The organism is Acidovorax sp. SRB_14, from assembly GCF_012932145.1.
Classification (GTDB): Bacteria; Pseudomonadota; Gammaproteobacteria; order Burkholderiales; family Burkholderiaceae_C; genus Simplicispira.
The window spans coordinates 51,016-76,892 of the sequence record NZ_MWOK01000013.1 but is presented as its reverse complement, the minus strand read 5'-3'; the positions used below and the strand labels follow the sequence as shown (position 1 = coordinate 76,892).

Here is a 25,877-nt window from a genome sequence, read left to right as displayed (position 1 = left end):
CCCTGCCTTTCTTGGATGGGGCACAATTTGCCCCTCTTTTGTTTTCACCCGACGGCCTGTCTCCATGAACGACCCTTCCCCCGACCCCGACCTGTCCCACATCGGCCCCCGCGAAAAAGCCGAAATCCTGGCCCAGGCACTGCCCTACATCCGCAAATTCCATGGCAAGACCATGGTCATCAAATATGGCGGCAACGCCATGACCGATCCGGCCCTGCAGGCCGACTTTGCCGAGGACGTGGTGCTGCTCAAGCTGGTGGGCATGAACCCGGTGGTGGTGCACGGCGGTGGGCCGCAGATCGAGACGGCGCTGAACCGCCTGGGCAAGAAGGGCGAGTTCATCCAGGGCATGCGCGTGACCGATGCCGAGACCATGGAAGTGGTCGAGTGGGTGCTGGCCGGCGAGGTGCAGCAGGACATCGTGGGCCTGATCAACCAGGCCGGCGGCAAGGCCGTGGGCCTGACGGGGCGCGACGGTGGCCTGATCCGGGCGCAGAAACTCAAGATGCTCGACAACAAGGACCCGTCGATCGAGCACGACGTGGGCCAGGTGGGCGACATCGTCTCTATCGACCCGAGCGTCGTCAAGGCGCTGCAGGACGACGCCTTCATCCCCGTCATCAGCCCCATCGGATTTGGCGAAGAGAACGAGAGCTACAACATCAACGCCGACGTGGTGGCCAGCAAGCTCGCCACCGTGCTGCAGGCCGAAAAGCTGGTGCTGCTGACCAACACGCCGGGCGTGCTCGACAAGGCCGGCCAGCTGCTGACCGACCTGACCGCGCGCGAGATCGACGCGCTGTTCGCCGACGGCACCATCTCGGGCGGCATGCTGCCCAAAATCGCCGGCGCGCTGGACGCGGCGCGCGCGGGCGTGAACGCCGTGCACATCATCGATGGCCGCGTCCCGCACGCCATGCTGCTCGAGATCCTGACGGACCAGGCCTACGGCACGATGATCCGTTCGCACTGAAATGGCCCCCACCGCCGCCCGCTGCGCAGGGTTTCCTTCCTCTGAAGGGGGCCGCGTTTGGCCTTGGGGCGGTCCGGTGGCGGCACATGGTTTCCCTGGCACCACAAGACGGTAGGCAGACCATGCGCCTCTTATTGGTCGAGGACGACGTGATGGTGGCCAGCGGCATCAAGCTGGGCCTGTCCGACGCCGGCTACGCCGTCGACTGGGTCGGCAGCGGCGAGCGGGCCGAGGAGGTGCTGCAAAGCGAAGCGTTCGACATTGCCGTGGTCGACATCGGCCTGCCCGGCATCGACGGGCTGGAGCTCACGCGCCGACTGCGCCGCCCCGACATGGCCAGCCACGCCATGCCGGTGCTCATCCTGACCGCGCGCGACGCCCTGCACGACCGCGTGCAGGGGCTGGACCTGGGCGCGGACGACTACATGCTCAAGCCCTTCGAGCTGCCCGAGCTGCTGGCGCGCCTGCGCGCGCTGCTGCGCCGCTCGCAGGCCGCCACCACGGCGGTGCTCAGCTTCGGTCCGGTGGAGCTGGACACGGCCCACCGCTGTGCCTGGGTGCGCACCGGCGTGGGTGCCGACGCCGTGCGCCAGCCCCTGGAGCTCGGGCCGCGCGAATGGACCGTGCTCGAATACCTGCTGATCCATGCGCCCAAGCCTGCCAGCAAGGACAAGCTGCTGCAGGCGCTCACGGGCTGGGACAAGGAGATCACGCCCAACGCGGTCGAGGTCTACGTGTCGCGCCTGCGCGGCAAGCTCGAACCCCATGGCGTGGCGCTGCGCTCCATCCGGGGCTTTGGCTACCGGCTGGAGCTGCACCTGGCTCCTTAGCCACTGCCCGTCAGGGAGATGCCCGCCATGACCGCGAACCTGCGCAACCGGCTGCTGTTGCTGTTGTTGCTGCCGCTGTGCGCGCTGGCGCTGGTGGGCATGTGGGTGGATTACCGCTCGGCCGCCGAGGCGGCCACCCAGCACGACCAGCGCCTGCTGCGGCTCTTGCCGGTGCTGGCCGACTCGGTGCTGGCGCCGCCGCGCCAGGGCGATCCGCCGCTGTTGCTGCTGGCCCCGCCGGTGGCGGAGTTTCTGCGCCAGAAGTCGGCCTATGCGGGCTTCAGCGTGCGCGACGCCCAGGGCCGGTTGCTGCTGGGCGATGCCTGGGTGCGCGGCGCGCTGCCCAGCACGCACGCGCCCGAATTCCACAGCGAGGAGCTGGACGGCGTGACCTACCGCGTGGCCGTGCAGCGCGGCCCCACCGCGGCGGGCGAGCTGGTGGTGGCGCTGGCCGACGGCTCCGACCCGCGCCAGCAGTGGGCGCAGCAGCTGCTGGTGCGCGTGCTGCTGCCGAACCTGGTGCTGGTGGCGGCGGCGGCCCTGGCCATCCACTGGGCGGTGCGGCGCGCGTTCAAACCGCTGGTGGACCTGACCGAAGCCGTTGCGCGCCGCTCGCCGCGCGACCTCAGTGCCATCGACGAGGCTGCCTCGCCGGTCGAGGTGCGCCCCCTCGTGCACTCGCTCAACCAGCTGTTTGCCCTGGTCGAGGCGCAGGCCGAGGGCCAGCGCCGATTTGTTGCCGATGCGGCGCACCAGCTGCGCACGCCGCTGGCCGGCCTGCAGGCGCAGGTGGAGGCCTGGGCGCTGATGGCGCGCGCGGGCGCGCATCCGGACCTGGGTGGCAATGAGTTGGATAAAAAAGTGCCTCCAGCGCATGCCCATCAAGCGCATGCAGCTATTACTTTGAGAGCGAACGAAATCGAGAAGCTGCGCGATGCCACGCGCCGCACCTCCCAATTGGCGCACCAGTTGCTGGCCCTGTCGCGCGCCGATGCGCGCAGCCTCGAGGCGCAGGCGCCCCAGCGCGTGGACCTCAAGGACCTGTGCGAGTCCCTGCTCGAGATGTACCTCGACGCCGCCATGGGAAAGGGCCTGGACCTGGGGGTCGAGGTGCACCCCGCGCATGTCACGGGCCACGGCTGGCTGCTGCGCGAGCTGCTGTCCAACCTGGTCGACAACGCCATCCAGTACACGCCCGCCGGCGGCAGCGTGACCATCCGCTGCGGCCTGCAACCGGCCGGCGGTGGCGGTGGCGCGTGCGCCTTTCTGCAGGTCGAGGACAACGGCCCCGGCGTACCGCAGGCCGAGCGCGCGCGCGTCGTGCAGCGCTTCTACCGCGTGCCCGGCACCCAGGGGGAGGGGACGGGCCTGGGCCTCGCGATCGCCGATGAGATCGCGCGCGTGCACGGCGCCGCGCTCACGCTCGGCAGCGGCGCGCATGGGCAGGGCCTGCGCGTGACCCTGGTGTTTGCCGCCTGAGGCGCTGGAGGGCCGCGGCGGCCGAAGGGGCGCATGGCGTGTGCGAGAATCAATTGCACACATTTCTTGCCTATGTCCGAACTTGCTCCCCTCTCTGAAATCGACGCCATCGAAGCCTCTGCAGGCGAAACCCCCGCGGCGCGCAAGCGGCCCAAGCCCGGCGAGCGGCGCGAACAGATCCTGCAGGCCCTGGCCGCGATGCTCGAGCAGCCCGGTGCCGAGCGCATCACCACCGCCGCGCTGGCGGCCCGCCTCGCGGTGAGCGAGGCCGCGCTGTACCGGCACTTTGCCAGCAAGGCGCAGATGTTCGAAGGCCTGATCGACTTCATCGAGCAGACCGTGTTCACCCTGGTGGCGCAGATCGTCGGGCAGGGCGTGCCCGACCCCGCACAGCCGGCCAGCGAAGGGGCGCGCCAGGCGGCCCGCGTGGTGGCCCTGGTGCTGCAGTTCGGCGAGCGCAATCCCGGCATGGTGCGCGTGATGGTGGGCGACGCGCTGGTGTTCGAGCACGAGCGCCTGCAGCAGCGCATGAACCAGTTCTTCGACCGCATTGAGTCCACCCTGCGCCAGTGCCTGCGCCCCGCCGCCGGGGCCGCCGGCTCGGCCACGCCCAGCGTGGACGCGCAGGTGGCGGCCAGCGTGCTCACCGCCTTCGCCCTCGGCCGGCTGCAGCGCTTCGCGCGCTCGGGCTTTCGGCGCCAGCCCACCGAGCACCTCGAAGCCAGCCTTGCGCTGATGGTCTGAGAGCGCGGCTCCGACTCGCCGAGGACTACCGGTCTGTGACGCGCAGGCCCAGGGCGCGCCGTCCGCTGCATTCATCGTTTTCTGGATGGGCATGCCATCTATTGTCTGATGCAACACGCGCTGGAAAGGATTATTTGCCTTACATGTAGGCCAAGGCCGCGTGATATGGATGGTTGCGACTGTTTGCTTGTCGCAACGCCGTTTACTGGGCAGAATCATTCTGGCCAGTGACGGAGGACTCTATGAACGCATGGATCGCGCCTTTTAAGGTTTTCGGTTATGTAGTGGTATTGCTGATGATGGTCGCCATTGTCTACGCCGCCTATACGTCGCTCGCCTACTGGTCGGGCATTGGCGTATAGCAGGGAGCACACAATGAACAAGAGACAAACCCGTCTTTTTGCCATCGGTGCTTCTGCCCTTTCGGCGTTGGCATTTGTAGGCCTGACACTCGACAGCCACAGGCAATTCGACAAGCTCACCAATGCAGACAAGATCACTCCCGCGGTCACGCGCGGCAAGGATGTCTGGCACAACAACAACTGCATCAACTGCCACACCATTTTTGGTGAAGGCGCCTATTACGCGCCCGACCTGACGAAAATCACCAAGCACCGTGGCGAGGCCTATCTGAAGGCCTATATGCGCGATCCGTCGAAGTTCTACGACGAAACGCGGCACCGCCGCCTGATGCCGAAGCAAAACCTCAGCGAGACCGACATCACCGACCTGATCGCCTTTCTTGATTGGGTCAGCAATGTCGACAACCAGGGTTGGCCGCCGCGCCCCATTCTCGTCACCGGTGCCACGCTGCCCGGCACCGACATGTCCGCAAGCCAGCAGCAGGGCGCCGCCGCAGCCGGAGGCTCTGCCGCTGTGCCCCCGGGAGCGCGTCCGATGGCAGGCGACGAAAACCCGATGGCGCTGGGCGAACATGTGTTCCGCAGCGCGACGCCGGCCTGCACTGCCTGCCACTCGACAGCTCCGGGCGTGAACATGGCCGGCCCTTCGCTGGCGGGCCTGAAGGAGCGCACCGAAAAGTTGCTGGCCTCGGGCACCTACAAGGGCAAGGCCAAGGACCTTGCCGGTTATATCCACGAGTCGATCGTCGAGCCCAGTGCATACCTAGTGCCGGGGCCCATGTATTCGGCCGATGGCGTGTCGTTCATGCCGACCACCTATGCCAAGGACCTGACGCCGGCGCAGATCGATCAGCTGGCCGCCTACCTGTCCTCGCTCAAATAGCGAATGCGTCCCTGAGCCTCTGTGCCCATCGGTCGATTCGTCACGCCTTGCTTCCATCTCTCGGAGTCTTGCCATGAGATACAGATCCCAATCCGTTGCCTACTGGTATTTCGCTGTCGCGGTCGCGCTGTTCGGCCTGCAGCTGGTGTTTGGCCTGCTCTCGGCGGCTAAATACCTCGGTCCCGATCCGCTGCTGTACATCCTCCCGTTCGACGTCACCAAGGTCATTCACACCAATTTGCTGATTGTCTGGGTGCTCACGGGTTTTATGGGTGCCACCTACTGGATGGTGCCGGACGAATCGCGCACCGAGCTGCACAGCACCAAGCTGGCGTACGTGCAATTGGTCCTCTGGACCCTGATGGGCGTGGCGACGGTTGTGGGCTACCTGTTCCGCTATGGCACTGGCAACAAGCTGCTGGAGCAGCCGCTGCCTTCAAAAATCGTGATCGTGGTCGTGATGCTGATGTTCCTCTACAACATCGGCATGACCATCAAGAAATCGGGGCGCTTCACGACCACCGAAGGGGTGCTGATCGGCGGCCTGGGGCTCGCCGCCGTGCTCTACCTGCCCGCGCTGCTGCACTACGAAAACTACACGGTGTCGATTTTCTACCGCTGGTGGACGATCCACCTGTGGGTTGAAGGCGTGTGGGAGATGATCCAAGGCGGCTTCCTGGCCTACCTGCTGATCCGCCTCTCGGGTGCCGACCGCGAGGTGATGGAGAAGTGGCTCTATGTGATCGTCGGCCTGGTGTTCATTGCCGGCATCTTGGGCACGGCACACCATTACTACTGGGTGGGCGTGCCGGGCTACTGGCTGCCCATCGGCGGCTTCTTCAGCGCGCTCGAGCCGCTTGCGTTGATCGGCATGGCCATGTATGCCTACGGCGCTATCCGCCGCTCGGGCCTGGCGCATCCGAACAAACTCGCGCTGCACTGGACCGTGGGCAGTGCGGTGTTCACGCTGTTCGGCGCCGGGCTGCTGGGCTTTGCCCATACCTTTCCAAGCGTGAACAAATGGACGCACGGCACGCTGATCACGGCGATGCACGGGCATGCCGCTTTCTATGGCGCCTACGCCATGATCGTCATGGCCATGATCACTTATGCGCTGCCGTCGTTCACGCGCCGTGCCGAAGAAGGTACGGCCATGGGTTACACCGCGTTCTGGATGCAGATTGCAGGCATGTTCGGCATGACGCTGTCGTTTGCCACCGCTGGTATCGGGCAGGTCTATCTGGAGCGCATCATGGGCATGGGGTATCTGGATGCCCAGCTCAAGATCCAGGTGCACTTTGTCATGCTGATCATCACGGCCTCGATGTTTGCCATCGGTGTGGCGCTGTTCATCATCGATTTCTTCCGCCACGCGCCGCACTTCGAGATCGCGCGCGATCCAGAGCCCGCGTTCAAGCCGGTGGCGCGCGCCGTGCCCGGCGGCACAGCGGCGGCCTGAGCGGTGGACGCGCAAGTGCAGGCCGGAGTGCAGTTGCTCAGCGCCCCGGCAGTGGGCCCCGAAGCTCCGTACTACAGGGCGACAGGCGAAGAGGTCGCGATTTTTGAGCAATGCCACGCACGCAGCCTCGCGGTGATGCTCAAGGGCCCTACCGGCTGCGGCAAGACCCGTTTCATCGAGCACATGGCCTGGCGCCTGGGACGTCCGCTCATCACCATCTCATGCCACGACGACCTGAGCGCCAGCGACCTGATCGGGCGCTTCCTGATTCGCCACGACGGCACCGCCTGGCAGGACGGACCGCTCACGCGCGCGGTGCGCGAAGGCGCGATCTGCTACCTTGACGAAGTGGTGGAAGCGCGCCAGGACACCGTGGTGGTGCTGCACCCCTTGACCGACCACCGGCGCATGCTGCCGATCGACAAGACCGGCGAGACGGTGCCGGCGGCGCCCGGCTTTCAACTGGTGGTGTCGTACAACCCCGGCTACCAGCGCATGCTCAAGGACATGAAGCCGAGCACGCGCCAGCGCTTCGTGGCGCTCGACTTTGACTTTCCACCGCCCGAGCGCGAGGCCGAGATCGTGGCCCATGAAGGGGGTGTGGCGCCCGACGTCGCGCGCGCCCTCGTGGCCCTCGGCCAGCGCCTGCGCACGCTGCGCGACCGGGGTCTGGCCGAAGTGCCCAGCACGCGCGTGCTGATTGCGGCGGCACGCCTCATTGGCACCGGCATCGGCATAAAGCAGGCCTGCTATGCGGCCGTGGTATCGCCTCTGTCGGACGAGCCGTCGCTGACCGCTGCCATGCGCGATCTGGTCGACGCGACCTTTGTGTGAGCGCAGGGCCGCAGTGCCTGCAGCAATGCCGTGGCTGAAGCCGAAGACGTTCTGACCGATGCGGCGCGGCACGCCACGATTTACGCGCGCGCACTCTGGCGCCGCCACCGCCCACCGTCCCCGGGCCCGCAGCCGCTTTTGCTGGGCGACGTGGCCCAGCGCCTGGACTTGCTGGTCACCGCCGTGTTTGGGCGCAGCTTCGTGCTGCGCGTGGCGCAGGTGCCGGCGCCGCCATCGTGGCTGGCGCGTCTGCTGCTGCGCTATCCATTGCCGCCGCCGCAGGCGCTGCCCGTGCCCGCCACCGACGGCCAGAGCCTGTGGCTGCCGGCGGCGCTGGACACCGCGGGCGGCGCCGCTGCGGCGCTGCAGCGCTTTCGCGTGCTGGCGCTGCAGCAGGCGGTGCGCGCGGCGCGCGGCAGCGCACTGCATGCGCCCGTGGCGGCGCGTTGGCCGCTGCAGCATGCGCTCTACCACCTCTTCGAGGCCCACGCGGCCGACGATGCGCTGGTGCGCCTGCTGCCCGGCATGGCGCCTGCGCTGGCACAGCTGCGCCGCGATGCGCTGGGGCTGCGCCCGCGCACCACGGCCTTTGCCGCGCCGGTGCAGCCGTTCGAGCACCTGGTGCGTCTGCTGCTGCAGGCGGCGCCCGGCGAGACGCCCGGTAGCGGCCCGCCGCCGGCGGCGCACGCAGCGCCGGGCGCATTGCCGCCCCTGGCGCTGCCGGCCACGCCGGCGCAGGTACTGGCGCATGCGCAGGCGCTGTGCGCCGCATTCGAGACGCCTGAAACCGCGCGCGCGCGCGGCATGCAATGGCTCTGGTGCGACCCGTGGACCGGCGAACTGCGCCCTGCCATGGGCGCCGGCGCCGCCGCAGGCGGGGGCGCGCAGGAAGGCGAGGACGGCGCGGACGATGGCCCCACCCGGCCGCGCAGTGCGCGCTTGGCGCGCCGCCCCGAGGTGCGCCCCGAGGTGGATGGCGAGGACGATGCTGGCCCCGGCATCTGGATGGTGCAGACCGCCCAGCCGCACGAGCAGGCCGAGGACCCGATGGGCCTGCAGCGCCCCACCGACCGCGATGCGCAGACCGCGGCCGAGGACTTTGCCGATGCGCTGTCGGAGCTGCCCGAGGCGCGCCTGGTGAGTGCGCCGGGCAAGCCCAAGGAAGTGCTTCTGTCGGACGACCCGCCCGAGTCGCAGGCCCGCCAGGCGCCGGCGGCCAGCGCCGACGCTGGGGCTGCCGAGCGGCTGCACTACCCCGAGTGGGACTGGCGCAGCGCCGCCTACCGCCATCCCGGCGCCACGGTGCTGCTGCTGCCGGCCGCCCTGGGGCCGCAGCAGTGGGTGGACGACACCCTGGCGCAGCGCCGCAGCATGCTGCACGAGATCCGGCGGCGCTTCGAGCTGCTGCGCGCGCAGCGCACCCGCGTGCGCCGCCAGCTCGACGGCGACGAGATTGACCTGCAGGCCTACTTGGAGAGCCATGCCGACTTCTGCGCCGGCCTGCCGCGCGACCAGCGCCTCTACCAGAGCGAGCGGCGCAGCCGCCGCGACATGGCGATCACACTGCTGGTCGATGTCAGCGGCTCGACCGATGGCTGGATCGCGTACGACCGGCGCGTGATCGACGTCGAGCGCGAGGCGCTGCTGCTGGTGTGCATTGCGCTCGAGGGTATGGCCGAGCCCTACAGCGTGCTGGCCTTCTCGGGCGAAGGGCCGCAGGGCGTGGTGCTGCGCAGCATCAAGCGCTTCACGGAGCGCTACGACAACAGCGTGGCGCAGCGCATCGCAGGCCTGGAGCCCGAGCACTACACGCGCGCTGGCGCCGCGATCCGCCACGCCAGCAGCCTGCTGCTGCACCAGAGCGCTGAGCACCGCCTGCTGCTGCTGCTGTCGGATGGTAAGCCCAACGACGTCGACGATTACGAAGGCCGCTACGGTGTCGAGGACATGCGCCAGGCCATCACCGAAGCCAAGCTGCAGGGCATCTCGCCGTTCTGCCTGACCATCGACCGCCAGGGCGCCAGCTACCTGCCCGCAGTGTTTGGTCCGCAGCACTATGCGCTGTTGCCGCGGCCGGAATTGCTGCCCACAGTGCTGCTCGATTGGCTGCGCCGGCTGGTGGCGCACTGAGCTGCGCACCGGCAGCGCAGGGCGCGCCGGACTGCGGCCCCGCGGTCGTGCGATTTTTCATGCGGCTCCCGCACCAGCAGAAGGTTTTTGCTGCAGAATAGAACGATCGTTCGTTTTTTCTTGCGCAATGCCTTCCAACTTCGGTTCTTCCTCTCTTCAGCGCGTGCCACGCACGCGCAGCCAAGGCGGGCGGGCGCTGCAAAAGGGCCAGCAGACCAAGGCCGTGATCGTTGAAGCCGCCCTGGGCCTGGCCACGCACATTGGCCTCGAAGGCCTGTCGATCGGGGCCCTGGCCGACATCACGGGCATGAGCAAGTCGGGCGTGTTCGCCCACTTTGGCTCGCGCGAGGAGCTGCAGATCTCGGTGATCCACGAATACCACCAGCGTTTCGAGCAGGAGGTGTTCCAGCCGGCCCTGGCTGCGCCCCGTGGCGTGGCGCGCCTGCGCGCGATGTTCGACCACTGGATGAAGCGCACCTCGGTCGAGATCGACTCGGGCTGCATCTACATCAGCGGCGCGATCGAGTTCGACGAGCGCACCGGCCCGGTGCGCGACGCGCTGGCGCAGTCCGTGATGGCCTGGCATGGCGCCATGAAGCGCGCCATCGGGCAGTGCCAGGCGCTGGACCAGCTGCGCGCCGACGTGGACGCGGACCAGATGCTGTTCGAGATCCACGGCCTCATCCTGGCGTTGCACTATGAGGCCCGCTTTCTCAAGAAACCCGGCTCCATCGGCCGGGCTCTCGCCGGTTTTGACAACATCCTGGCGCGCTTTGGCAGCGTGGCGGGCCCGTCCCCTGTTTCCATCCCCACCCCCAAGGAGTAAATCCCATGCCCATCTACACGCCGCCGCTGCGCGACATGCAATTTGTCATGCACGAGGTCTTCCAGGTTGCCGACGAATTCAAGGCCTTGCCCAAGCACGCCGACGTGGACGTGGACACCATCAACGCGGTGCTCGAAGAGGCCGGCAAATTCGCCTCTGGCGTGGTGTTCCCGCTCAACATCAGCGGCGACGAAGAGGGCTGCACGCTTGACAAGGCCACGCACGAGGTGACCCCGCCCCAGGGCTTCAAGGAGGCCTACGCCCAGTTTGTCGAAGGCGGCTGGGCGGCGCTGTCGTGCGACCCCGGGTACGGCGGCCAGGGCCTGCCCTTCGTGCTCAACCAGTGCCTGTACGAAATGCTCAACAGCGCCAACCAGGCCTGGACCATGTACCCGGGCCTCTCGCACGGCGCCTATGAGGCGCTGCACGCGCACGGCACCGAAGAGCAAAAGCGCCTGTACCTGCCCAAACTGACCAGCGGCGAGTGGACCGGCACCATGTGCTTGACCGAGGCGCACTGCGGCACCGACCTGGGCCTGCTGCGTACCAAGGCCGAGCCCGTGCCCGGCGCGCCCGAGGGCACCTACGCGCTCACCGGCAACAAGATCTTCATCAGCGCCGGCGAGCACAACATGGCCAGCAACATCGTTCACCTGGTGCTGGCGCGCCTGCCCGATGCGCCGGCTGGCAGCAAAGGCATCAGCCTGTTCGCCGTGCCCAAGTTCAAGGTCAACGCCGATGGCTCGCTGGGCGAGCGCAACCCGATCTACTGCGGCGGCCTCGAGCACAAGATGGGCATCCACGGCAACGCCACCGCGCAGATCAACATCGACGGCGCCATCGGCACGCTGGTGGGCCAGCCGCACAAGGGCCTGGCCGCCATGTTCGTGATGATGAACGCCGCCCGCCTGGGCGTGGGCAACCAGTCGCTGGGCCTCACCGAGGTGGCCTACCAGAACGCGCTGGCCTACGCCAAGGACCGCATCCAGATGCGCAGCCTCTCGGGCACCAAGGACAAGAGCAAGCCGGCCGACCCGATCATCGTGCACCCCGACGTGCGCCGCATGCTGCTGACCGCCAAGGCCTACGCCGAGGGCGGCCGCGCGCTCGCGACCTACTGCGCCATCCTGATCGACAAGGAACTGCACCACCCCGACGAGAAGGTGCGCAAGGACTCGGCCGAACTGGTCGCGCTGCTCACGCCCATCGTCAAGGCCTTCCTGACCGACAACGGCTGGACCGCCACCACGCTGTGTCAGCAGGTCTTTGGCGGCCACGGCTACATCAAGGAATGGGGCATGGAGCAGTTCGTGCGCGACGCGCGCATCAACATGATCTACGAAGGCACGAACGGCATCCAGGCGCTCGATTTGCTCGGCCGCAAGATCCTGGGCAACAACGGCGCCTCGCTCAAGAAGTTCGGCAAGCTGGTGGCCGCGCTGGTGCAGGAAGAGGGCGTGAACGAGAAGATGGCCGAGTTCATCAACCCGCTCGCCGGCCTGGCCGACCAGATGACAAAGTTCACCACCGAGCTGGGCTTCAAGGGTCTGCAGAACCCCGACGAGGTGGGCGCTGCCGCGGTGGACTATTTGCGCGTCGCCGGCCACCTGGTGTTTGGCTACTTCTTCGCGCGCATGGCCCAGGTGGCGCTGCGCGAGGTGGCGGCCGCTGAATCACAGGGCAAGCCGGCCGACCCGTTCTACCAGGCCAAGCTGCAGACGGCGCGCTTCTACTTTGCCAAGCTGTTCCCCGAGACCGCCATGCTGATGCGCACCGCGCGCGCCGGTGCGGCCTCGCTGATGGACACGGACGCGGCACTCGCCTGAACCTCGCACCGCCATTTCAAGCTTTTTGCACTGGAGCCCTTATGTACAAAGCGTTAGCAGCTATTTTTTGTGTAGCACTCTCCGCCCCCGCATGGGCCCAGATGAGCCCCGTCGGCCATTGGCAGACCTTTGACGAGAAGACCCACGAGGTCAAGTCGCAGGTGCATATCAGCGAGTCCGGCGGCGTGCTGACCGGCAAGATCGAAAAGCTGCTGCGCAAGGACGCCAAGCAGGACGCCGTGTGCGACGAATGCAGCGACGACCGCAAGGGCAAGCCCATGCTGGGGCTCGAGATCATCCGGGGCGCCAAGAAGGCCGACGGCAAGGACGTGTGGGAAGGCGGCAAGATCCTCGACCCCGAAAACGGCAAGGCCTACACGCTGCGGATGACGCCCATCGAGGGCGGGCAGAAGCTCGAAGTGCGCGGCTCCATCGGCCCGTTCGGCCGCACCCAGACCTGGGTGCGCACGCAATAAACCAGGAAAGAACCGATGTCCCGTTTCAATGTGAAAAAAGTCGCCGTGCTCGGCGCCGGCGTTATGGGCGCGCAGATCGCCGCCCACCTCGTCAACTGCAAGGTGCCGGTGGTGCTGTTCGACCTGCCGGCCAAGGACGGCGCTAAGAACGGCATCGTCACCAAGGCCGTGGAAGGGCTCAACAAGCTCAAGCCCGCCCCGCTCGGTGTGCAGGAGGACGCCGCGCTGATCCAGCAGGCCAACTACGAAGAGCACCTGGAGCTGCTGCGCGGCTGCGACCTCGTCATCGAGGCGATTGCCGAGCGCATGGACTGGAAGCTCGACCTGTACCAGAAGATCGCGCCGTTCGTGGCGCCACACGCCATCGTCGCGAGCAACACCTCGGGCCTGTCGATCACGAAACTGAGCGAGGCGCTGCCCGCGGCGATCCAGCCGCGCTTTTGCGGCATTCACTTCTTCAATCCGCCGCGCTACATGCACCTGGTGGAGCTGATCGACACGCCCACCACCGCGCCCGACGTGCTCGACCAGCTCGAAGCCTTCGCCACGAGCGGCCTGGGCAAGGGCGTGGTGCGCGCGCACGACACGCCCAACTTCATCGCCAACCGCGTCGGCATCGCCGGCATGCTCTCGACCATGAAGGAGGCCGAGAACTTCGGCCTCACGTTCGACGTGGTCGACGACCTCACGGGCAAGAAGCTCGGCCGCGCGAGCAGCGGCACCTTCCGCACCGCCGACGTGGTGGGTCTGGACACCATGGCCCACGTCATCCAGACGCTGCAGGACAACCTGAGCCTGGACACCGATCCGTTCTACGGCAGCTACGGCACGCCCGCCGTGCTGCAGAAACTGCTCGACCTCAAGCAGCTGGGCCAGAAGACCCAAGCCGGTTTCTACAAGAAGGTCGGGCGCGACGTGCTGCGCTTCGACCTGGAGAGCGAAGACTATGTGCCCGGCGGCCAGAAGGCCGACGAGGTCTACGGCCGCATGCTCAAGCGCCCGGCCGCCGAGCGCCTGAAGCTGCTGCGCAACGCCGAAGGCGCGCAGGGCCAGTTCCTCTGGGCGATCCTGCGCAACAGCTTCCACTACGCCGCCGTGCACCTGGCCACGATCGCCGACAACGCGCGCGACGTGGACCAGGCGATGCGCTGGGGCTTTGGCCTGCAGCAGGGCCCGTTCGAGCTGTGGCAGGAGGCCGGCTGGCTCGAAGTCGCCCGGATGGTCCAGGAAGACATCGACGCCGGCAAGGCGTTGAGCACGGCGCCGTTGCCCGAGTGGGTGTTCCATGGCCCGGTGCCCGAGGCCGGCGGCGTGCACACGGCCGCGGGCTCGTGGAGCGCATCTGCCCAGAACTTCACAGCGCGCCGCGCTTTGCCGGCCTACGAAAGGCAGCATTTCCCTGAAAAACTGCGCGGCGAGGCGCTGCCCGACTTCCAGACCGCCGGCACCACGCTGCACGAGGACGACGCCATCCGCCTGTGGACGCTGGACGGCGCGGTCGTGATCGCCAGCATCAAGACCAAGATGCACGCCATCAGCCCCGACGTGGCCGAGGGCCTGGCCATGGCCGTGGACATTGCCGAGAAGGACTACCAGGCCGTGGTCGTGTGGTCGGGCGACGAGCCCTTTAGCGCCGGCGCCGACCTGCAGGCGATGCTGCCGGCCTTCATGGTGGCAGGCGTCAGCGCCATCGAGGGGGCCGAGGAAGAGCTGCAGCAGACCATGCTGCGCATCCGCTACGCCAACGTTCCCGTGGTCTCGGCCATCCGCGGCCTGGCGCTGGGCGGTGGCTGCGAGCTGGCCGTGCACTCGGCGCGCCGCGTCGCGCACATGGAGAGCTACATCGGCCTGGTCGAAGTGGGCGTGGGCTTGGTGCCTGGCGCGGGCGGCCTGACCTACATCGCGCGCCGCGCGGCCGAGAACGCCGCGGCATCGACCGGCAAGGACCTGCTGCCCTTCCTGACCGAAGGCTTCACGGCGGCTGCCATGGCCAAGGTGGGCATGAGCGCGCTCGATTCGCGCAAGCTCGGCTACCTGCTGCACAGCGACGTGATCGTGCCGCACAAGGACGAACTGCTGTTCGTCGCGCTCAACGAAGCCAAGGCGCTGGCAGCGGGCGGCTGGCGCGCGCCGGCCAGGCGCCTGTTCCCGGTGGCGGGGCGCAGCGGCATCGCCACGATCAAGGGTTCGCTCGTCAACATGCGCGACGGCGGCTTCATCAGCGCGCACGACTTCCACATCGCCGGCCTGATCGCCGAAGTGGTCTGCGGCGGCGACGTGGACGCGGGCACGCTGGTCAGCGAGGAATACCTGATGGCGCTGGAGCGAAAAGCCTTCTGCGGCCTCATCGTGCACCCCAAGACGCAGGAACGCATCCTGGGCATGCTGTCCACCGGAAAGCCGGTGCGCAATTGAAAGCGACTGCCTTGGAACGCGCCCCCAACAAGCTGCAGCGCTCGCTGATGCGCCTGGACGAAGCGCCCGCCTTCATGCGCGGCTTCGTGCAGAACATCATCCTGCGCCGTGCAGTTCCTTTCACGGGCACGGCGGGCATCCGCTTCGACGTGCTCACGCCCGAGCGCGTCGAAGTGCGCATCGCCAACGAGCACAAGGTGCACAACCACTTCGGCGGCGTGCATGCCTCGGCCATGAACCTGCTGGCCGAAACGGCCACGGGCATGGCCGTGGGCATGAACGTGCGCGACGACTGCACGCCACTGGCCAAGGAGATGAAGATGGCCTTTCGCAAGCGCGCCACCGGCGGCCTGCGCGCGGTGGCCACGCTCACGCCCGAGCAGTGCGCGGCCATGCAGGCCAGCGACAAGGGCGAGGTCACCGTGCAGGTCACCGTGACCGACGAAGCCGGCGTGGAGCCGGTCGAGTGCGAATTTACCTGGGCGTGGATTCCTGCCACCCCGCGCAAGAACTGAAGGAGTTTCACCATGGCCCAACAAGTCCAGGAAGCCTACATCGTCGCCGCCACGCGCACGCCCATCGGCCGCTCGCACCGCGGCTTCTTCCGCAACACCCGGCCCGACGACCTGCTGGCGACCACGCTCAAGGCGGCGCTGGCGGCCGCGCCCGGGCTCGACCCGGCGGCCATTGAAGACATCGTCTGCGGCTGCGCCATTCCCGAAGCGCAGCAGGGCCTGAACGTGGCGCGCATCGCCGCCGTGCTCGCCGGCCTGCCCACCAGCGTGAGCGGCATCACCGTGAACCGCTTTTGCGCCTCCGGCCTGTCGGCCGTGCAGATGGCGGCCGACCGCATCCGCGTGGGCGAGGCCGAGGTCATGGTCGCCGCCGGCGTCGAGAGCATGAGCATGGTGCCCATGATGGGCAATGCGCCCTCGCTGTCGCCGAGCATCTTCGAGCGCGAGCGCGAGGGCGACGTCGGCATCGCCTACGGCATGGGACTGACGGCCGAGAAGGTGGCGCAGCAGTGGAAGGTGTCGCGCGAGGCGCAAGACCAGTTCGCGCTGGCTTCGCACCAGAAGGCGCTCGCCGCGCAGCAGGCCGGCCATTTTGCCGACGAGATCACGCCCATCGAGGTCACCGACCGCAGCGCCGACCTGGACAGCGGCGAGGTGCTGGCGCAGACCCGCACCGTCAGTTTGGACGAGGGCGCGCGCCCCGACACCACGCTCGAAGGCCTGGCGAAGCTGCGCACCGTGTTCTCGGCGCGCGGCACCGTCACGGCCGGCAACAGCTCGCAGACCAGCGACGGCGCGGGCGCGCTGATCCTGGCGAGCGAATCGGCGGTGAAGCGCTTCGGCCTCACGCCGCTGGCGCGCTTCGTGAGCTTCGCCAGCAAGGGCGTGCCGCCGCAGATCATGGGCATCGGCCCGATCGAGGCGATCCCCGCTGCGCTGCGCTATGCGGGCCTCACGCAAAACGACATCGACTGGTTCGAGCTCAACGAAGCCTTTGCCGCGCAGTCGCTGGCGGTCATCAACACCCTGGGACTGGACCCGGCCAAGGTCAACCCGATGGGCGGCGCGATTGCGCTCGGCCACCCGCTGGGCGCAACGGGCGCGATCCGTGCGGCCACGGTGGTGCATGCGCTGCGCCGCAACAAGCTCAAGTACGGCATGGTCACGATGTGCGTGGGCATGGGACAAGGCGCCGCCGGCATCTTCGAGGCGGTGTAACTGGCTACCGAGCGGGCGTGATGCGTCGTTGCGGGGCCCGTCGGGAAATCCTCACGTACAGGGAGTACGTTCCGGTTTCCCGCCACCCGCGCCTAGCCTGACGCCCGCTCGCTACGCCCTTGAGGGCGGGGTGTAAAGGCAGGCGTAGAACTGCGTTGTGATTTTCAATCAAACCGGCGCAGACCGGTCTTGGTTCAAGGGGACAGACATGAACAAGCAAACTTTGCAGACCAACGACGCCGTGTCGTTGGCACTGCGCGTGTATGAGCCCGAGGGCGCGGCGCGTGCCAGTGTCGTCATTGGCGGTGCCATGGGCGTGCGGCAGTCGTTCTATGAGGCGTTTGCGCTGTGGATGGCGCAGCAGGGCTTTCGCGTCACCACGTTCGACTACCGGGGCCATGGCGACTCGCTGCAGGGGGCCATGCGCGATGTGCGGGCCGACCTGAGCGACTGGGCGCGGGACTACGAGGCCGTGGTTTCTGCCGCCAAGGCCGCGCTGCCGGCGCAGCCGCTGTTCCTGCTGGGCCACAGCCTGGGCGCGCAGCTGCCGGGCTTGATGCGCAACCCGGGGCAGGTGGACGGGTTGCTGGCCATTGCGGCCGGCAGCGGCTACTGGCGCGACAACGCGCCACGGCTCAGGCGCCTGGTGCCGTACTTCTGGTGGGTGCTGGTGCCGCTGGCCACGCGCATCTGCGGCTACTTTCCCGGGGCCGCGTTGCGCAAGGTGGGCGACCTGCCGGCCGGCGTGATCCTGCAGTGGCGGCGTTGGTGCCTGAACCCGCGCTACAGCGTGGGCGCCGAGGGCGCGGCGGCGGAGCAGAGCTATGGCGCCGTGCGCTTTCCGGTGCTGGCCTGGTCGATGCGCGACGACGAGCTCATGACCCTGCGCGGCACGCACCACCTGCTGGCGTTATATGCGAACGCGCCGCGCGAGGTCGAATCGCTCGCGCCGGCCGACGCGCAGGCGCGGCGCATCGGTCACTTCGGCTTCTTCCGCGACCAGTTCCGCGGCAGCCTGTGGCCGCGCGCGGCGCGGGCGATCGCGGGCCTGGAGGGCGGCAGCGCCGCAGTCTCCGGCACGACGGCGTGAGGTCAATTTTCGCGGCACACTGGACACCATGACCACACACCACCCTTTGGACAAGGCGCTCGCGCTCGCGTCCACCACCGCTGGGCAGTACCAGGGGCACACCAGCCCCGGCTACTGGAACATGGTTGGCCCGTTCGGGGGCATCACGGCCGCCGTCGCACTGCGGGCCGTGCTGGAGCACCCCGACCTGCTGGGCGAGCCCCTGTCGCTCACGGTCAACTACGCGGCCGCACAGGCGGCCGGAGAGTTCATGGTGGAGGCCGTGCCGGTGCGCACCAACCGCTCGACGCAGCACTGGACCATCACCCTGTCCCAGGCCGATGCGCAAGGCACGCCCCAGATCACGACCACGGCCACGGCCGTCACCGCCGTGCGCCGCGACACCTGGAGCCTGGGCGACATGCCCATGCCCGCCGTGCCGCAGCCCGCGGCGCTGCCGCGCATCACGCCGGCCATGGGCGTGGAGTGGCTGCGCCGCTACGAGATGCGCCCCGTCGTCGGCGAGTTGCCCGAGCGCTGGGAGGGCCAGGGCGACAGCAGCCTGAGCCAGCTGTGGATGCGCGACGAGCCGGCGCGCCCGCTCGACTTCTGCGCGCTGGCCGCGCTGGCCGACGTCTTCTTTCCGCGCGTGTGGCTGCGCCGCGCGGTGCGCGTGCCGGCGGGAACGGTGTCGATCACGGTGTATTTCCATGCCAACGCCGCAGAACTGGAGTCCACCGGCACCGGCTACCTGCTGGGCCAGGCGCGCGGACAGGAGTTTCGCAACGGCTTTTTCGACCAGACCGTGCAACTGTGGAACGAGGCCGGCGCCATGCTGGCCACCAGCCACCAGATCGTCTATTTCAAAGAGTGATGGCGGGCCTGCCCGCACCATCCACCCCCTTCTCAAGGAACCCCCGAGCATGAGCGCAACCCCGCAAGACATCCTGGTGCACACCGAAGCCGGCGTGACCACCGTCACCCTCAACCGTGTCGACAAGAAGAACTCCCTGACCCGCGCGATGTACGCCACGCTGGCCGACACGTTGGCACAGGCCGAGGCCGACGCCAGCGTGCGCGCCGTGCTGCTGCAGGGCGACATCACGGTGTTCAGCGCCGGCAACGACATCGGCGACTTCCTCGCGCAGCCGCCGGCCGAGCAGGACTCGCCGGTGTTCCGCTTCCTGCGCGCCATCGCCGCCTTCCCCAAGCCCCTGGTGGCCGCAGTCTGCGGCCCCGCCGTGGGCATCGGCACGACGATGCTGTTCCACTGCGACCTGGTCTATGCGGGCGACAACGCTGCGTTCTCCATGCCCTTCGTTAACCTGGGCCTGTGCCCCGAGGCCGCGTCCAGCCTGCTGGCCCCGCGCCTGCTGGGCTACCACCGTGCAGCCGAGGCCCTGCTGCTGGGCGAGCCCTTCATGGCCGAAGCCGCCATGGAGGTGGGCTTGGTCAACCGCGTGGTGCCGCCCACCGAGTGCAACGCCATTGCCCAGGCACAGGCGCGCAAGCTCGCCGCCAAACCGCTGTCGTCGCTCGTGGAGACCAAGCGCCTGATGAAGAAGGGCATGCTCGAACCTGTGCTGGAACGCATGGCCGAGGAGGGCGCCAGCTTCGGCCGCATGCTGCGCGAGCCTGCGGCGCGTGAAGCCTTCACGGCGTTCATGGAAAAGCGGCGTCCGGATTTCAGCACTCTCTGAAGACCGACCCCGAAGGGGGTGGGCGGCGTGCTGGCTGTAGGGTCGGCCCCAATAACTTTGTGATGGGCGTCGAATCCGACATGCCCGCCGACCCGGACCTGTTGCCCATCTTGCTCAAGCTGAACATCAAGGGCGCCCACTGGCAGGCCACTGTCATCGGCCGCAGAGAGATCTGGCGCGTGTACCAGCGCGTGGCCGAGCTGGGTGGACACCTGCGCACGGGCTGGAGGACATGTTCTCTCTGCCGGATGGGACGAAGGCGGATTCGAATGGGCCGTTGATTAAGCAGTTGGCGCGGTATGCGCGGAGTGCGGGGCGGGAGGTGGCTTCGCCGCAGGAGGCGCGGGGGAGTTTGGGGTTGAAAGATGCTGGTGTAGTCCCAGCGTAATTTGACCCTTTCTCATTCTCATGGTCGGATGAGATGCCTTGAGCGGTAAGCGTTGTCGAAGCCTTTTCTCCTGAAGTGTGCGAGCCCTGTCGAGGCGAGCTTGCAGTTGCTCGTTGAGGCGCGTCAAACGCTGTCATGTTGCATGCAGCCTTGGTGGTGTCTCACGAGTCTCCCGTATAGACTTGCTTAAAAGATTCAATAGCGGGAGGCAAATATGGCAACTGCAAAAACGCAGCAATCGAAGACACCAGCAACTGATCCTCGTAAAGAGTTGATCTCAGCGATAGATGCGGTCGCGAAGAGGGGAGGCATCTCTCGGGATAAGGCCATTACCGCGTGGTATGCCTCTACGCTACTTGGCATTGACGAAGATGAGGCAATTGATGCTGCGTCTGTTGATGGCCATGAAGATGCCGGATGCGATTTCATTTACGTAGATAACGACCAGGAGGCAATTTATGTGCTTCTGGGCTACGTATCTGATCGACCGGATAGAAGTGCTGGCATCAAAAAATGGAACTCGTTGATTGCCGCAGTTGCTACCGTTAGGGATCCCGTTTCTTTCAAGCACGCAGGACGACACGATATCTATGAAATCCTGACGGAGGTAGATGTATCTGCATACTCATTAGTTTTTGGTCTTGTTACGCTCGCGGCGAGATCAGATCAGATTGCGAGACAGCGGGAAACGACAGTTCGATCCCGCACATATGGCTCAGAAACTACATTTTTCTATGAGCATCAGGAATCCCTCTTCGATAAATTCGTCGTTGCTCGAGCCGCAGACCGGAATGTCTTGGAGGACACCCTTTCCTTCGCAGGACAAGTCGCAGAAGTGCGTGGTGACTTCGGCCAAGCAATTCTTGGTGCGGTGCCAGCTTCTGAACTAGCTAGGCTCCATGGTCAGTATGGCAATCAACTGTTTGAGGGAAACGTTCGGCTTTTCATCGGGGAAAGGAAGGGTGGAATCAACGAAAAGATCGTTGATACCGCGCAGTCGAGGCCAGGTGATTTTTGGGCACTCAACAATGGCATAACAATTGTTGCGGACAACTTTGAGCAGAAGTCCGGGACGAAATTCACCCTTCGTAGATTTTCGGTAGTCAATGGTTGCCAAACCACCGTTAGCCTCTCACGCGCAATCGAGCGAAGTACGGACGCAGGCAAAGCACAAGTGCTTGTTCGAGTCGTTGGCGCTAAAAAGGCACTGTTGACTGATATCGTGCGATACAACAACACGCAGAACCCGGTCAAGCTCTCTGCGGTGCGTTTGCTCGATCCAATCCAAGAGGCGTTGCGCGGTGCATTCGGTACCGTTGGCTACACGTATGCTCCCAAGCAGGAGGGCGCGAAGACCGCCAAAAGCCCAAAGCGTATTGAGTTAGATCGCGTCACCCAGTACCTAGCTGCGATGTCAGAGGAAACTGTTCTCGAAGGAGTGGCCAAGAAAGCAGAGCTGTTCGATCGCTCTTATAAGAGCATTTTTCCCCGAGGCCTGAAGCCTGAGAGAGTGATGCTGGCTTGGCTACTCGCTCAAGAGATCGAAACTGAAAGAACGACTCTCCTGGAGAACTGCGATGCAGCGGCGGATCCGGTGATGAAGGCCATACTTGGAATCCACGGGACTCCTTGGGGAATCTATGTTGCGAATCAATTAATTGAACACACGGGTTCGGACATGAGCAAGTTGAGCTTGAAGCGGATGGCAACCGAGGATTTTCGCGGAGCCCTATCCAAGTACGCCAAGAAAGCCATGGAGTTGTACTCGGAACTCGCTGTAAACATAGTAACCACGGAAGACTCTAGCCTCAACGTCCGCAACGTATTACGTGTGAAACCATTCTTGGATAAGTTAAAGCGCACCCTGGGTCTTCGAATGACAAAATCCGCGACGTGGAAATTGCCGAAGCTAAATGTGGTCGGCGCATGAATCACAGCGCAACAGCAGTTTATGCATCGGTGGATACCGAACTGCCATTGTTAGACCTTCGCGTTTAACTCACAAAAATTGGTTGATCGCAACCTGCATATGATGGGCCGAATAAGAAAAACACAGCGATAGCTAGTGGCGGACCTTGAAGCGCAGGCGCGTACGACGAGTCAAAGTAAACCGTTTTTTGAATCAGTAAACGGACGAAATTTTTTAATTGCTTCTCGCGCCTTCGCATCCAGTACAAACCCCGCCCCATTCTTCGCCGCTAGCTCATCCGCCCGCTGAAAGAAGGCGTCGACGCCAGTCCCATAGATAAACTGCATCGTCCCACCCGTCCAAGCTGGAAACCCAATCCCAAAAATCGACCCGATGTTCGCGTCGTGCACGCTGGTCAGCACACCCTCGGCCAGGCAGCGCGCGGTCTCGATGACCTGGCGGTAGAGCAAGCGGTCCTGGATCTCCTGCACGCTCCACGCCACATCGGGCTTTTCGAACAGGCCGCGCAGCTCCGGCCACAGGTGCTTCCTGGCGCCTGCGGGGTAGTCGTAGAAACCGCCGCCACCGGCGCGGCCGGGGCGCTTCAATTCCTTGACCATGCGCTCCACCAGCAACTCGCCGGGGGTGGCGGTGTAGGTCTTGCCCTCGGCCGCGTAGTCGGCGCGGGTCTGGTCGAGCACATGGACGCTCAGGGTGAGCGCGGTTTCGTCCAGCACGGCCAGGGGGCCCACGGGCAGGCCGGCCTGCATGGCGGCGTTTTCAATGGCGGCGGCGGGGATGCCTTCGCCCAGCATGGCGGCGCCTTCCATCACGAAGGTGCCGAAGGTGCGGCTGGTGTAGAAGCCGCGTGAGTCGTTCACCACGATGGGCACCTTGCCCAGGGCCTGCACGTAGTCGAACGCGCGGGCGACGGTCTCGTCGTCCGTCTGTTGGCCGCGAATGATCTCAACCAGCTTCATCTTGTCCACGGGGCTGAAGAAGTGGATGCCGATGAACTTCTCGGGCTTGCTGCTGGCCTGCGCCAGGCCGGTGATGGGCAGGGTGGAGGTGTTGCTGGCAAAGAAGCCGCCGGGCGCAAGCTGCGGCTCGGCCTCGCGCGTGACATTGGCCTTGAGGTCGCGGCTTTCAAACACGGCTTCGATGATGAGGTCGCAGCCCGCCAGCTCGGCCGCATCCGCTGTGGGTGTGATGCGCGCGAGCAGCGCCTGCTGCGCCTCGGCCGTCATGCGGCCCTGATCCACGCGGGCCTGGGTGAGCTTGGCGCTGTAGGCCTTGCCGGCCTCGGCCTTCTCTTGGCTCACGTCCTTGAGCACGGTGGCGATGCCCCGGCTGGCCTGGGCCCAGGCGATGCCGGCGCCCATCATGCCGGCGCCCAGGATGCCGACTCTCGTAGGCTTGTAGCGCGGGGAATTGCCGGGGCGCGACTTGCCGCTCTTGATCGCGTTCATGTCGAAGAAGAAGGTGTTGATCATGTTGCGCGCCACGGGGCCGGTCATCAGGCGGGCGAGGTAGCCACTTTCGATGCGCAGGGCGGTGTCGTAGTCCACCAGCGCGCCTTCGGCCATGGCGGCCAGGGCCGCCTCGGGCGCGGGGTAGCGGCCGCGCGTGGTCTTCTTGAGCATGGCGGGCGCCACCGTCAGGGCGCCGGCTATTTTTGGATTGGCTGGCGTGCCGCCGGGCATCTTGTAATTCTTGTCGTCCCACGGCTGCACCGCGTGCGGGTGGCTGGCGATGTGGGCCAGGGCGGCGGGCAGCAGTTGCTCGCGCGTAGCCACCAGCTCATGCACCAGCCGCAGCTCCAGCGCCTCGGCGGGGTTGAAGAGCTTGCCTTCCAGCACGTAAAGCTGTGCGCCCATCAGGCCCAGCAGGCGCGTCATCTTGGTCACGCCGGTGGCGCCGGGCATGAGGCCGAGCGTGACCTCGGGCAGACCGAACTGGATCTTGGGGTCGGCCACGGCAATGCGGTAGTGCGCGACCAGGGCCACCTCCCACCCGCCGCCCAGCGCCGTGCCGTTCAGGCAGGCCACCACGGGGATGCCCAGCGTTTCGAGCGTTCGGAAGTGTTTCTTCATGCGCTCGATCTCGCCGAACACGGCGGGCGCATCGGCGGGCGTGAGGCGCATGGTGGCCTTGAGGTCGGCACCCGCGAAGAAGCTGGTCTTGGCAGAGGCGAGCACGATGCCCTTGAGCCCTGCGCCCAGGCGCTCGCGGTCGCCCAGCACCTGGGCTGTGACCTGGCCAAGCTCTTCCTGCCACTGGCGGCACATGGTATTGACGGGGGAGTTGGCTTCGTCAAAGGTGATGACGGCGACCTGGCCTTCGGTGTCCTGGGCTTTGACCAGTTCGTAGCGGATGGTTTGCATGTTCTTGTCTCCTGGCGGTCAGACGCGTTCAACAATCGTCGCGATGCCCATGCCACCGCCAACGCAGAGGGTTGCGAGGCCGTAGCGCAGCTGGCGGCGGTGCAGCTCGTCGATCAGGGTGCCCAAAATCATGGCGCCCGTGGCGCCGAGCGGGTGGCCCATGGCGATGGCGCCGCCGTTCACGTTGACCTTGTCGTGCGGCACTTTCAACTCGAGCATGAAGCGCATGGGCACGGCGGCAAAGGCCTCGTTCACTTCGAACAGGTCGATCTGGTCGATGGTCATGCCGGCGCGCGCCAGCGCCTTCTGGGCGGCGGGCACGGGGCCTGTGAGCATGATGGTGGGGTCGGCGCCGCTCAAGGCCGTGGCCACGATGCGCGCTCGCGGCGTGAGGCCGTGGGACTGGGCGGCGGCCTCGTTCCCGATCAGCACGGCGGCCGCGCCATCGACGATGCCGGACGAATTGCCCGCGTGGTGCACGTGGTGGATGCGCTCGACCTGCGGGTAGCGCTGCAGCGCCACGGCGTCAAAGCCCATGGCGCCCAGTTGCTCGAACGACGCCTTGAGCGCACCCAGCCCTTCGAGCGTGGTGTGGGGCTTGATGAACTCGTCCTCTTCCAGAATCGTCTGGCCGAGGAAGTCGCGCACGGGCACGACCGATTGCTTGAAGTGGCCGGCCGCGCGCGCGGCGGTGGCGCGGCGTTGCGATTCGAGCGCGAAGGCGTCCACGTCGGCGCGGGTGTAGCCGTCCAACGTGGCGATCAGGTCGGCGCCGATGCCCTGGGGCACGAACAGGGTGGCGGAGTTGGTTTCGGGGTCCTGCGCCCAGGCGCCGCCGTCGGAGCCGATGGGCACGCGGCTCATGCTCTCCACGCCGCCGGCCACCACCAGGTCTTCCCAGCCGCTCTTCACCTTCTGCGCGGCCAGGTTCACGGCCTCCAGGCCCGAGGCGCAGAAGCGGTTGACCTGCACGCCCGCGCAGCGGAAGTCCCACCCCGCCCTGAGTGCGGCCACCTTCGGTAGCACAGAGCCCTGCTCGCCCACGGGCGAGACGATGCCCATGACGATGTCGTCGACCGCGGCGGTGTCGAACTGGTGGCGCGCCTGCAGTTCGGTGAGCAGGCCGGCCAGCAGGCTGATCGGCTTGACCTCGTGCAGGCTACCGTCCTTTTTGCCCTTGCCGCGCGGTGTGCGGATGGCGTCGAATACATAGGCTTCGGTCATGGCTAGTCTCCGGTATGTGCTGCGGCAGTATATGTTTGTGCGAAGCGTTTGCTTTGTGTAAATCTCGGTTCGCTGTTGCTCGGTTTTTGGACGGGTCCTGGGTTGTGGGTGCTGTGCGCGGTGCCTTGTGCTGAGGCTGCTGGCCGGGATGTGCTCCCGGCGGCGCAGTGACTTTCTTTCGCGTCGCCGAAAGAAAGTCACCAAAGAAAGGGCGACCCCACTGTCTGCGACCC

Annotated in this window: 20 protein-coding genes and 1 pseudogene; 19 read left to right on the top strand and 2 right to left on the bottom strand. The window is 66.4% G+C overall.

The window, feature by feature from the left end; all coding sequences use genetic code 11:
* Positions 1-64 precede the first annotated feature (64 nt).
* The 19 genes and pseudogenes from argB to B2J86_RS11695 all read left to right on the top strand — a co-directional run bounded on the left by argB (position 65) and on the right by B2J86_RS11695 (position 22,057).
* Positions 65-973, top strand: coding sequence for an acetylglutamate kinase (gene argB, locus B2J86_RS11785; protein ID WP_169169816.1), 909 nt, complete (start codon positions 65-67; stop codon positions 971-973).
* Positions 974-1,095: 122 nt separating this feature from the next.
* The gene (locus B2J86_RS11780; protein WP_173025668.1) at positions 1,096-1,803 is read left to right on the top strand and encodes a response regulator transcription factor; all 708 of its coding nucleotides are present in this window, start codon (positions 1,096-1,098) and stop codon (positions 1,801-1,803) included.
* Between the two features lie 27 nt (positions 1,804-1,830).
* Complete coding sequence (locus B2J86_RS11775; RefSeq protein WP_169635909.1) at positions 1,831-3,282, top strand: sensor histidine kinase; 1,452 nt, start codon at positions 1,831-1,833, stop codon at positions 3,280-3,282.
* Positions 3,283-3,354: 72 nt separating this feature from the next.
* A complete protein-coding gene (slmA, locus tag B2J86_RS11770) occupies positions 3,355-4,026 on the top strand; it encodes a nucleoid occlusion factor SlmA (protein WP_173025667.1) in 672 nt (223 codons plus the stop codon).
* A 375-nt stretch (positions 4,027-4,401) separates the two neighbouring features.
* On the top strand, positions 4,402-5,271 hold the full coding sequence (locus B2J86_RS11765; RefSeq protein ID WP_173025666.1) for a c-type cytochrome: 870 nt from the start codon (positions 4,402-4,404) through the stop codon (positions 5,269-5,271).
* Positions 5,272-5,344: 73 nt separating this feature from the next.
* Positions 5,345-6,730: a cbb3-type cytochrome c oxidase subunit I gene (locus B2J86_RS11760; RefSeq protein ID WP_173025665.1), complete on the top strand. Its 1,386-nt coding sequence runs from the start codon at positions 5,345-5,347 to the stop codon at positions 6,728-6,730.
* Positions 6,731-6,733: 3 nt separating this feature from the next.
* Positions 6,734-7,564 (top strand): CbbQ/NirQ/NorQ/GpvN family protein, encoded by an 831-nt coding sequence (locus tag B2J86_RS11755; RefSeq protein WP_371736460.1) that lies wholly within the window; start codon positions 6,734-6,736, stop codon positions 7,562-7,564.
* A 30-nt stretch (positions 7,565-7,594) separates the two neighbouring features.
* Positions 7,595-9,694 carry a VWA domain-containing protein gene (locus B2J86_RS11750; RefSeq protein WP_173025664.1) on the top strand — a complete coding sequence of 700 codons (2,100 nt, stop codon included), beginning with the start codon at positions 7,595-7,597 and terminating at the stop codon, positions 9,692-9,694.
* A 127-nt stretch (positions 9,695-9,821) separates the two neighbouring features.
* Positions 9,822-10,520, top strand: coding sequence for a TetR/AcrR family transcriptional regulator (locus B2J86_RS11745; protein ID WP_173025663.1), 699 nt, complete (start codon positions 9,822-9,824; stop codon positions 10,518-10,520).
* 5 nt (positions 10,521-10,525) lie between these two features.
* Complete coding sequence (locus B2J86_RS11740; RefSeq protein ID WP_173025662.1) at positions 10,526-12,346, top strand: acyl-CoA dehydrogenase C-terminal domain-containing protein; 1,821 nt, start codon at positions 10,526-10,528, stop codon at positions 12,344-12,346.
* 41 nt (positions 12,347-12,387) lie between these two features.
* Entirely contained in the window at positions 12,388-12,822 is a 435-nt protein-coding gene (locus tag B2J86_RS11735) for a DUF2147 domain-containing protein (protein WP_173025661.1), read from the top strand.
* Positions 12,823-12,837: 15 nt separating this feature from the next.
* A complete protein-coding gene (locus tag B2J86_RS11730; RefSeq protein WP_173025660.1) occupies positions 12,838-15,237 on the top strand; it encodes a 3-hydroxyacyl-CoA dehydrogenase/enoyl-CoA hydratase family protein in 2,400 nt (799 codons plus the stop codon).
* A gap of 47 nt (positions 15,238-15,284) precedes the next feature.
* Positions 15,285-15,752: a DUF4442 domain-containing protein gene (locus tag B2J86_RS11725; RefSeq protein WP_173025697.1), complete on the top strand. Its 468-nt coding sequence runs from the start codon at positions 15,285-15,287 to the stop codon at positions 15,750-15,752.
* 12 nt (positions 15,753-15,764) lie between these two features.
* Positions 15,765-16,970, top strand: coding sequence for an acetyl-CoA C-acyltransferase (locus tag B2J86_RS11720; RefSeq protein WP_173025659.1), 1,206 nt, complete (start codon positions 15,765-15,767; stop codon positions 16,968-16,970).
* A 208-nt stretch (positions 16,971-17,178) separates the two neighbouring features.
* Positions 17,179-18,060 (top strand): alpha/beta fold hydrolase, encoded by an 882-nt coding sequence (locus B2J86_RS11715; protein ID WP_173025658.1) that lies wholly within the window; start codon positions 17,179-17,181, stop codon positions 18,058-18,060.
* A gap of 28 nt (positions 18,061-18,088) precedes the next feature.
* Positions 18,089-18,913 (top strand): acyl-CoA thioesterase II, encoded by an 825-nt coding sequence (locus B2J86_RS11710; protein WP_173025657.1) that lies wholly within the window; start codon positions 18,089-18,091, stop codon positions 18,911-18,913.
* 49 nt (positions 18,914-18,962) lie between these two features.
* Complete coding sequence (locus B2J86_RS11705) at positions 18,963-19,739, top strand: enoyl-CoA hydratase (RefSeq protein WP_173025656.1); 777 nt, start codon at positions 18,963-18,965, stop codon at positions 19,737-19,739.
* Between the two features lie 53 nt (positions 19,740-19,792).
* Positions 19,793-20,127: pseudogene (locus B2J86_RS11700) on the top strand (3-keto-5-aminohexanoate cleavage protein); the annotation flags it as partial.
* Between the two features lie 214 nt (positions 20,128-20,341).
* The gene (locus B2J86_RS11695) at positions 20,342-22,057 is read left to right on the top strand and encodes an AIPR family protein (protein ID WP_173025655.1); all 1,716 of its coding nucleotides are present in this window, start codon (positions 20,342-20,344) and stop codon (positions 22,055-22,057) included.
* 170 nt (positions 22,058-22,227) lie between these two features.
* On the opposite strand, the gene B2J86_RS11690 is transcribed toward B2J86_RS11695, so the two are convergent.
* Together B2J86_RS11690 and B2J86_RS11685 are read right to left on the bottom strand one after the other, a co-directional pair.
* Positions 22,228-24,420 carry a 3-hydroxyacyl-CoA dehydrogenase NAD-binding domain-containing protein gene (locus B2J86_RS11690; RefSeq protein ID WP_173025654.1) on the bottom strand — a complete coding sequence of 731 codons (2,193 nt, stop codon included), beginning with the start codon at positions 24,418-24,420 and terminating at the stop codon, positions 22,228-22,230.
* 18 nt (positions 24,421-24,438) lie between these two features.
* On the bottom strand, positions 24,439-25,644 hold the full coding sequence (locus B2J86_RS11685) for an acetyl-CoA C-acetyltransferase (protein ID WP_173025653.1): 1,206 nt from the start codon (positions 25,642-25,644) through the stop codon (positions 24,439-24,441).
* Positions 25,645-25,877: the final 233 nt, after the last annotated feature.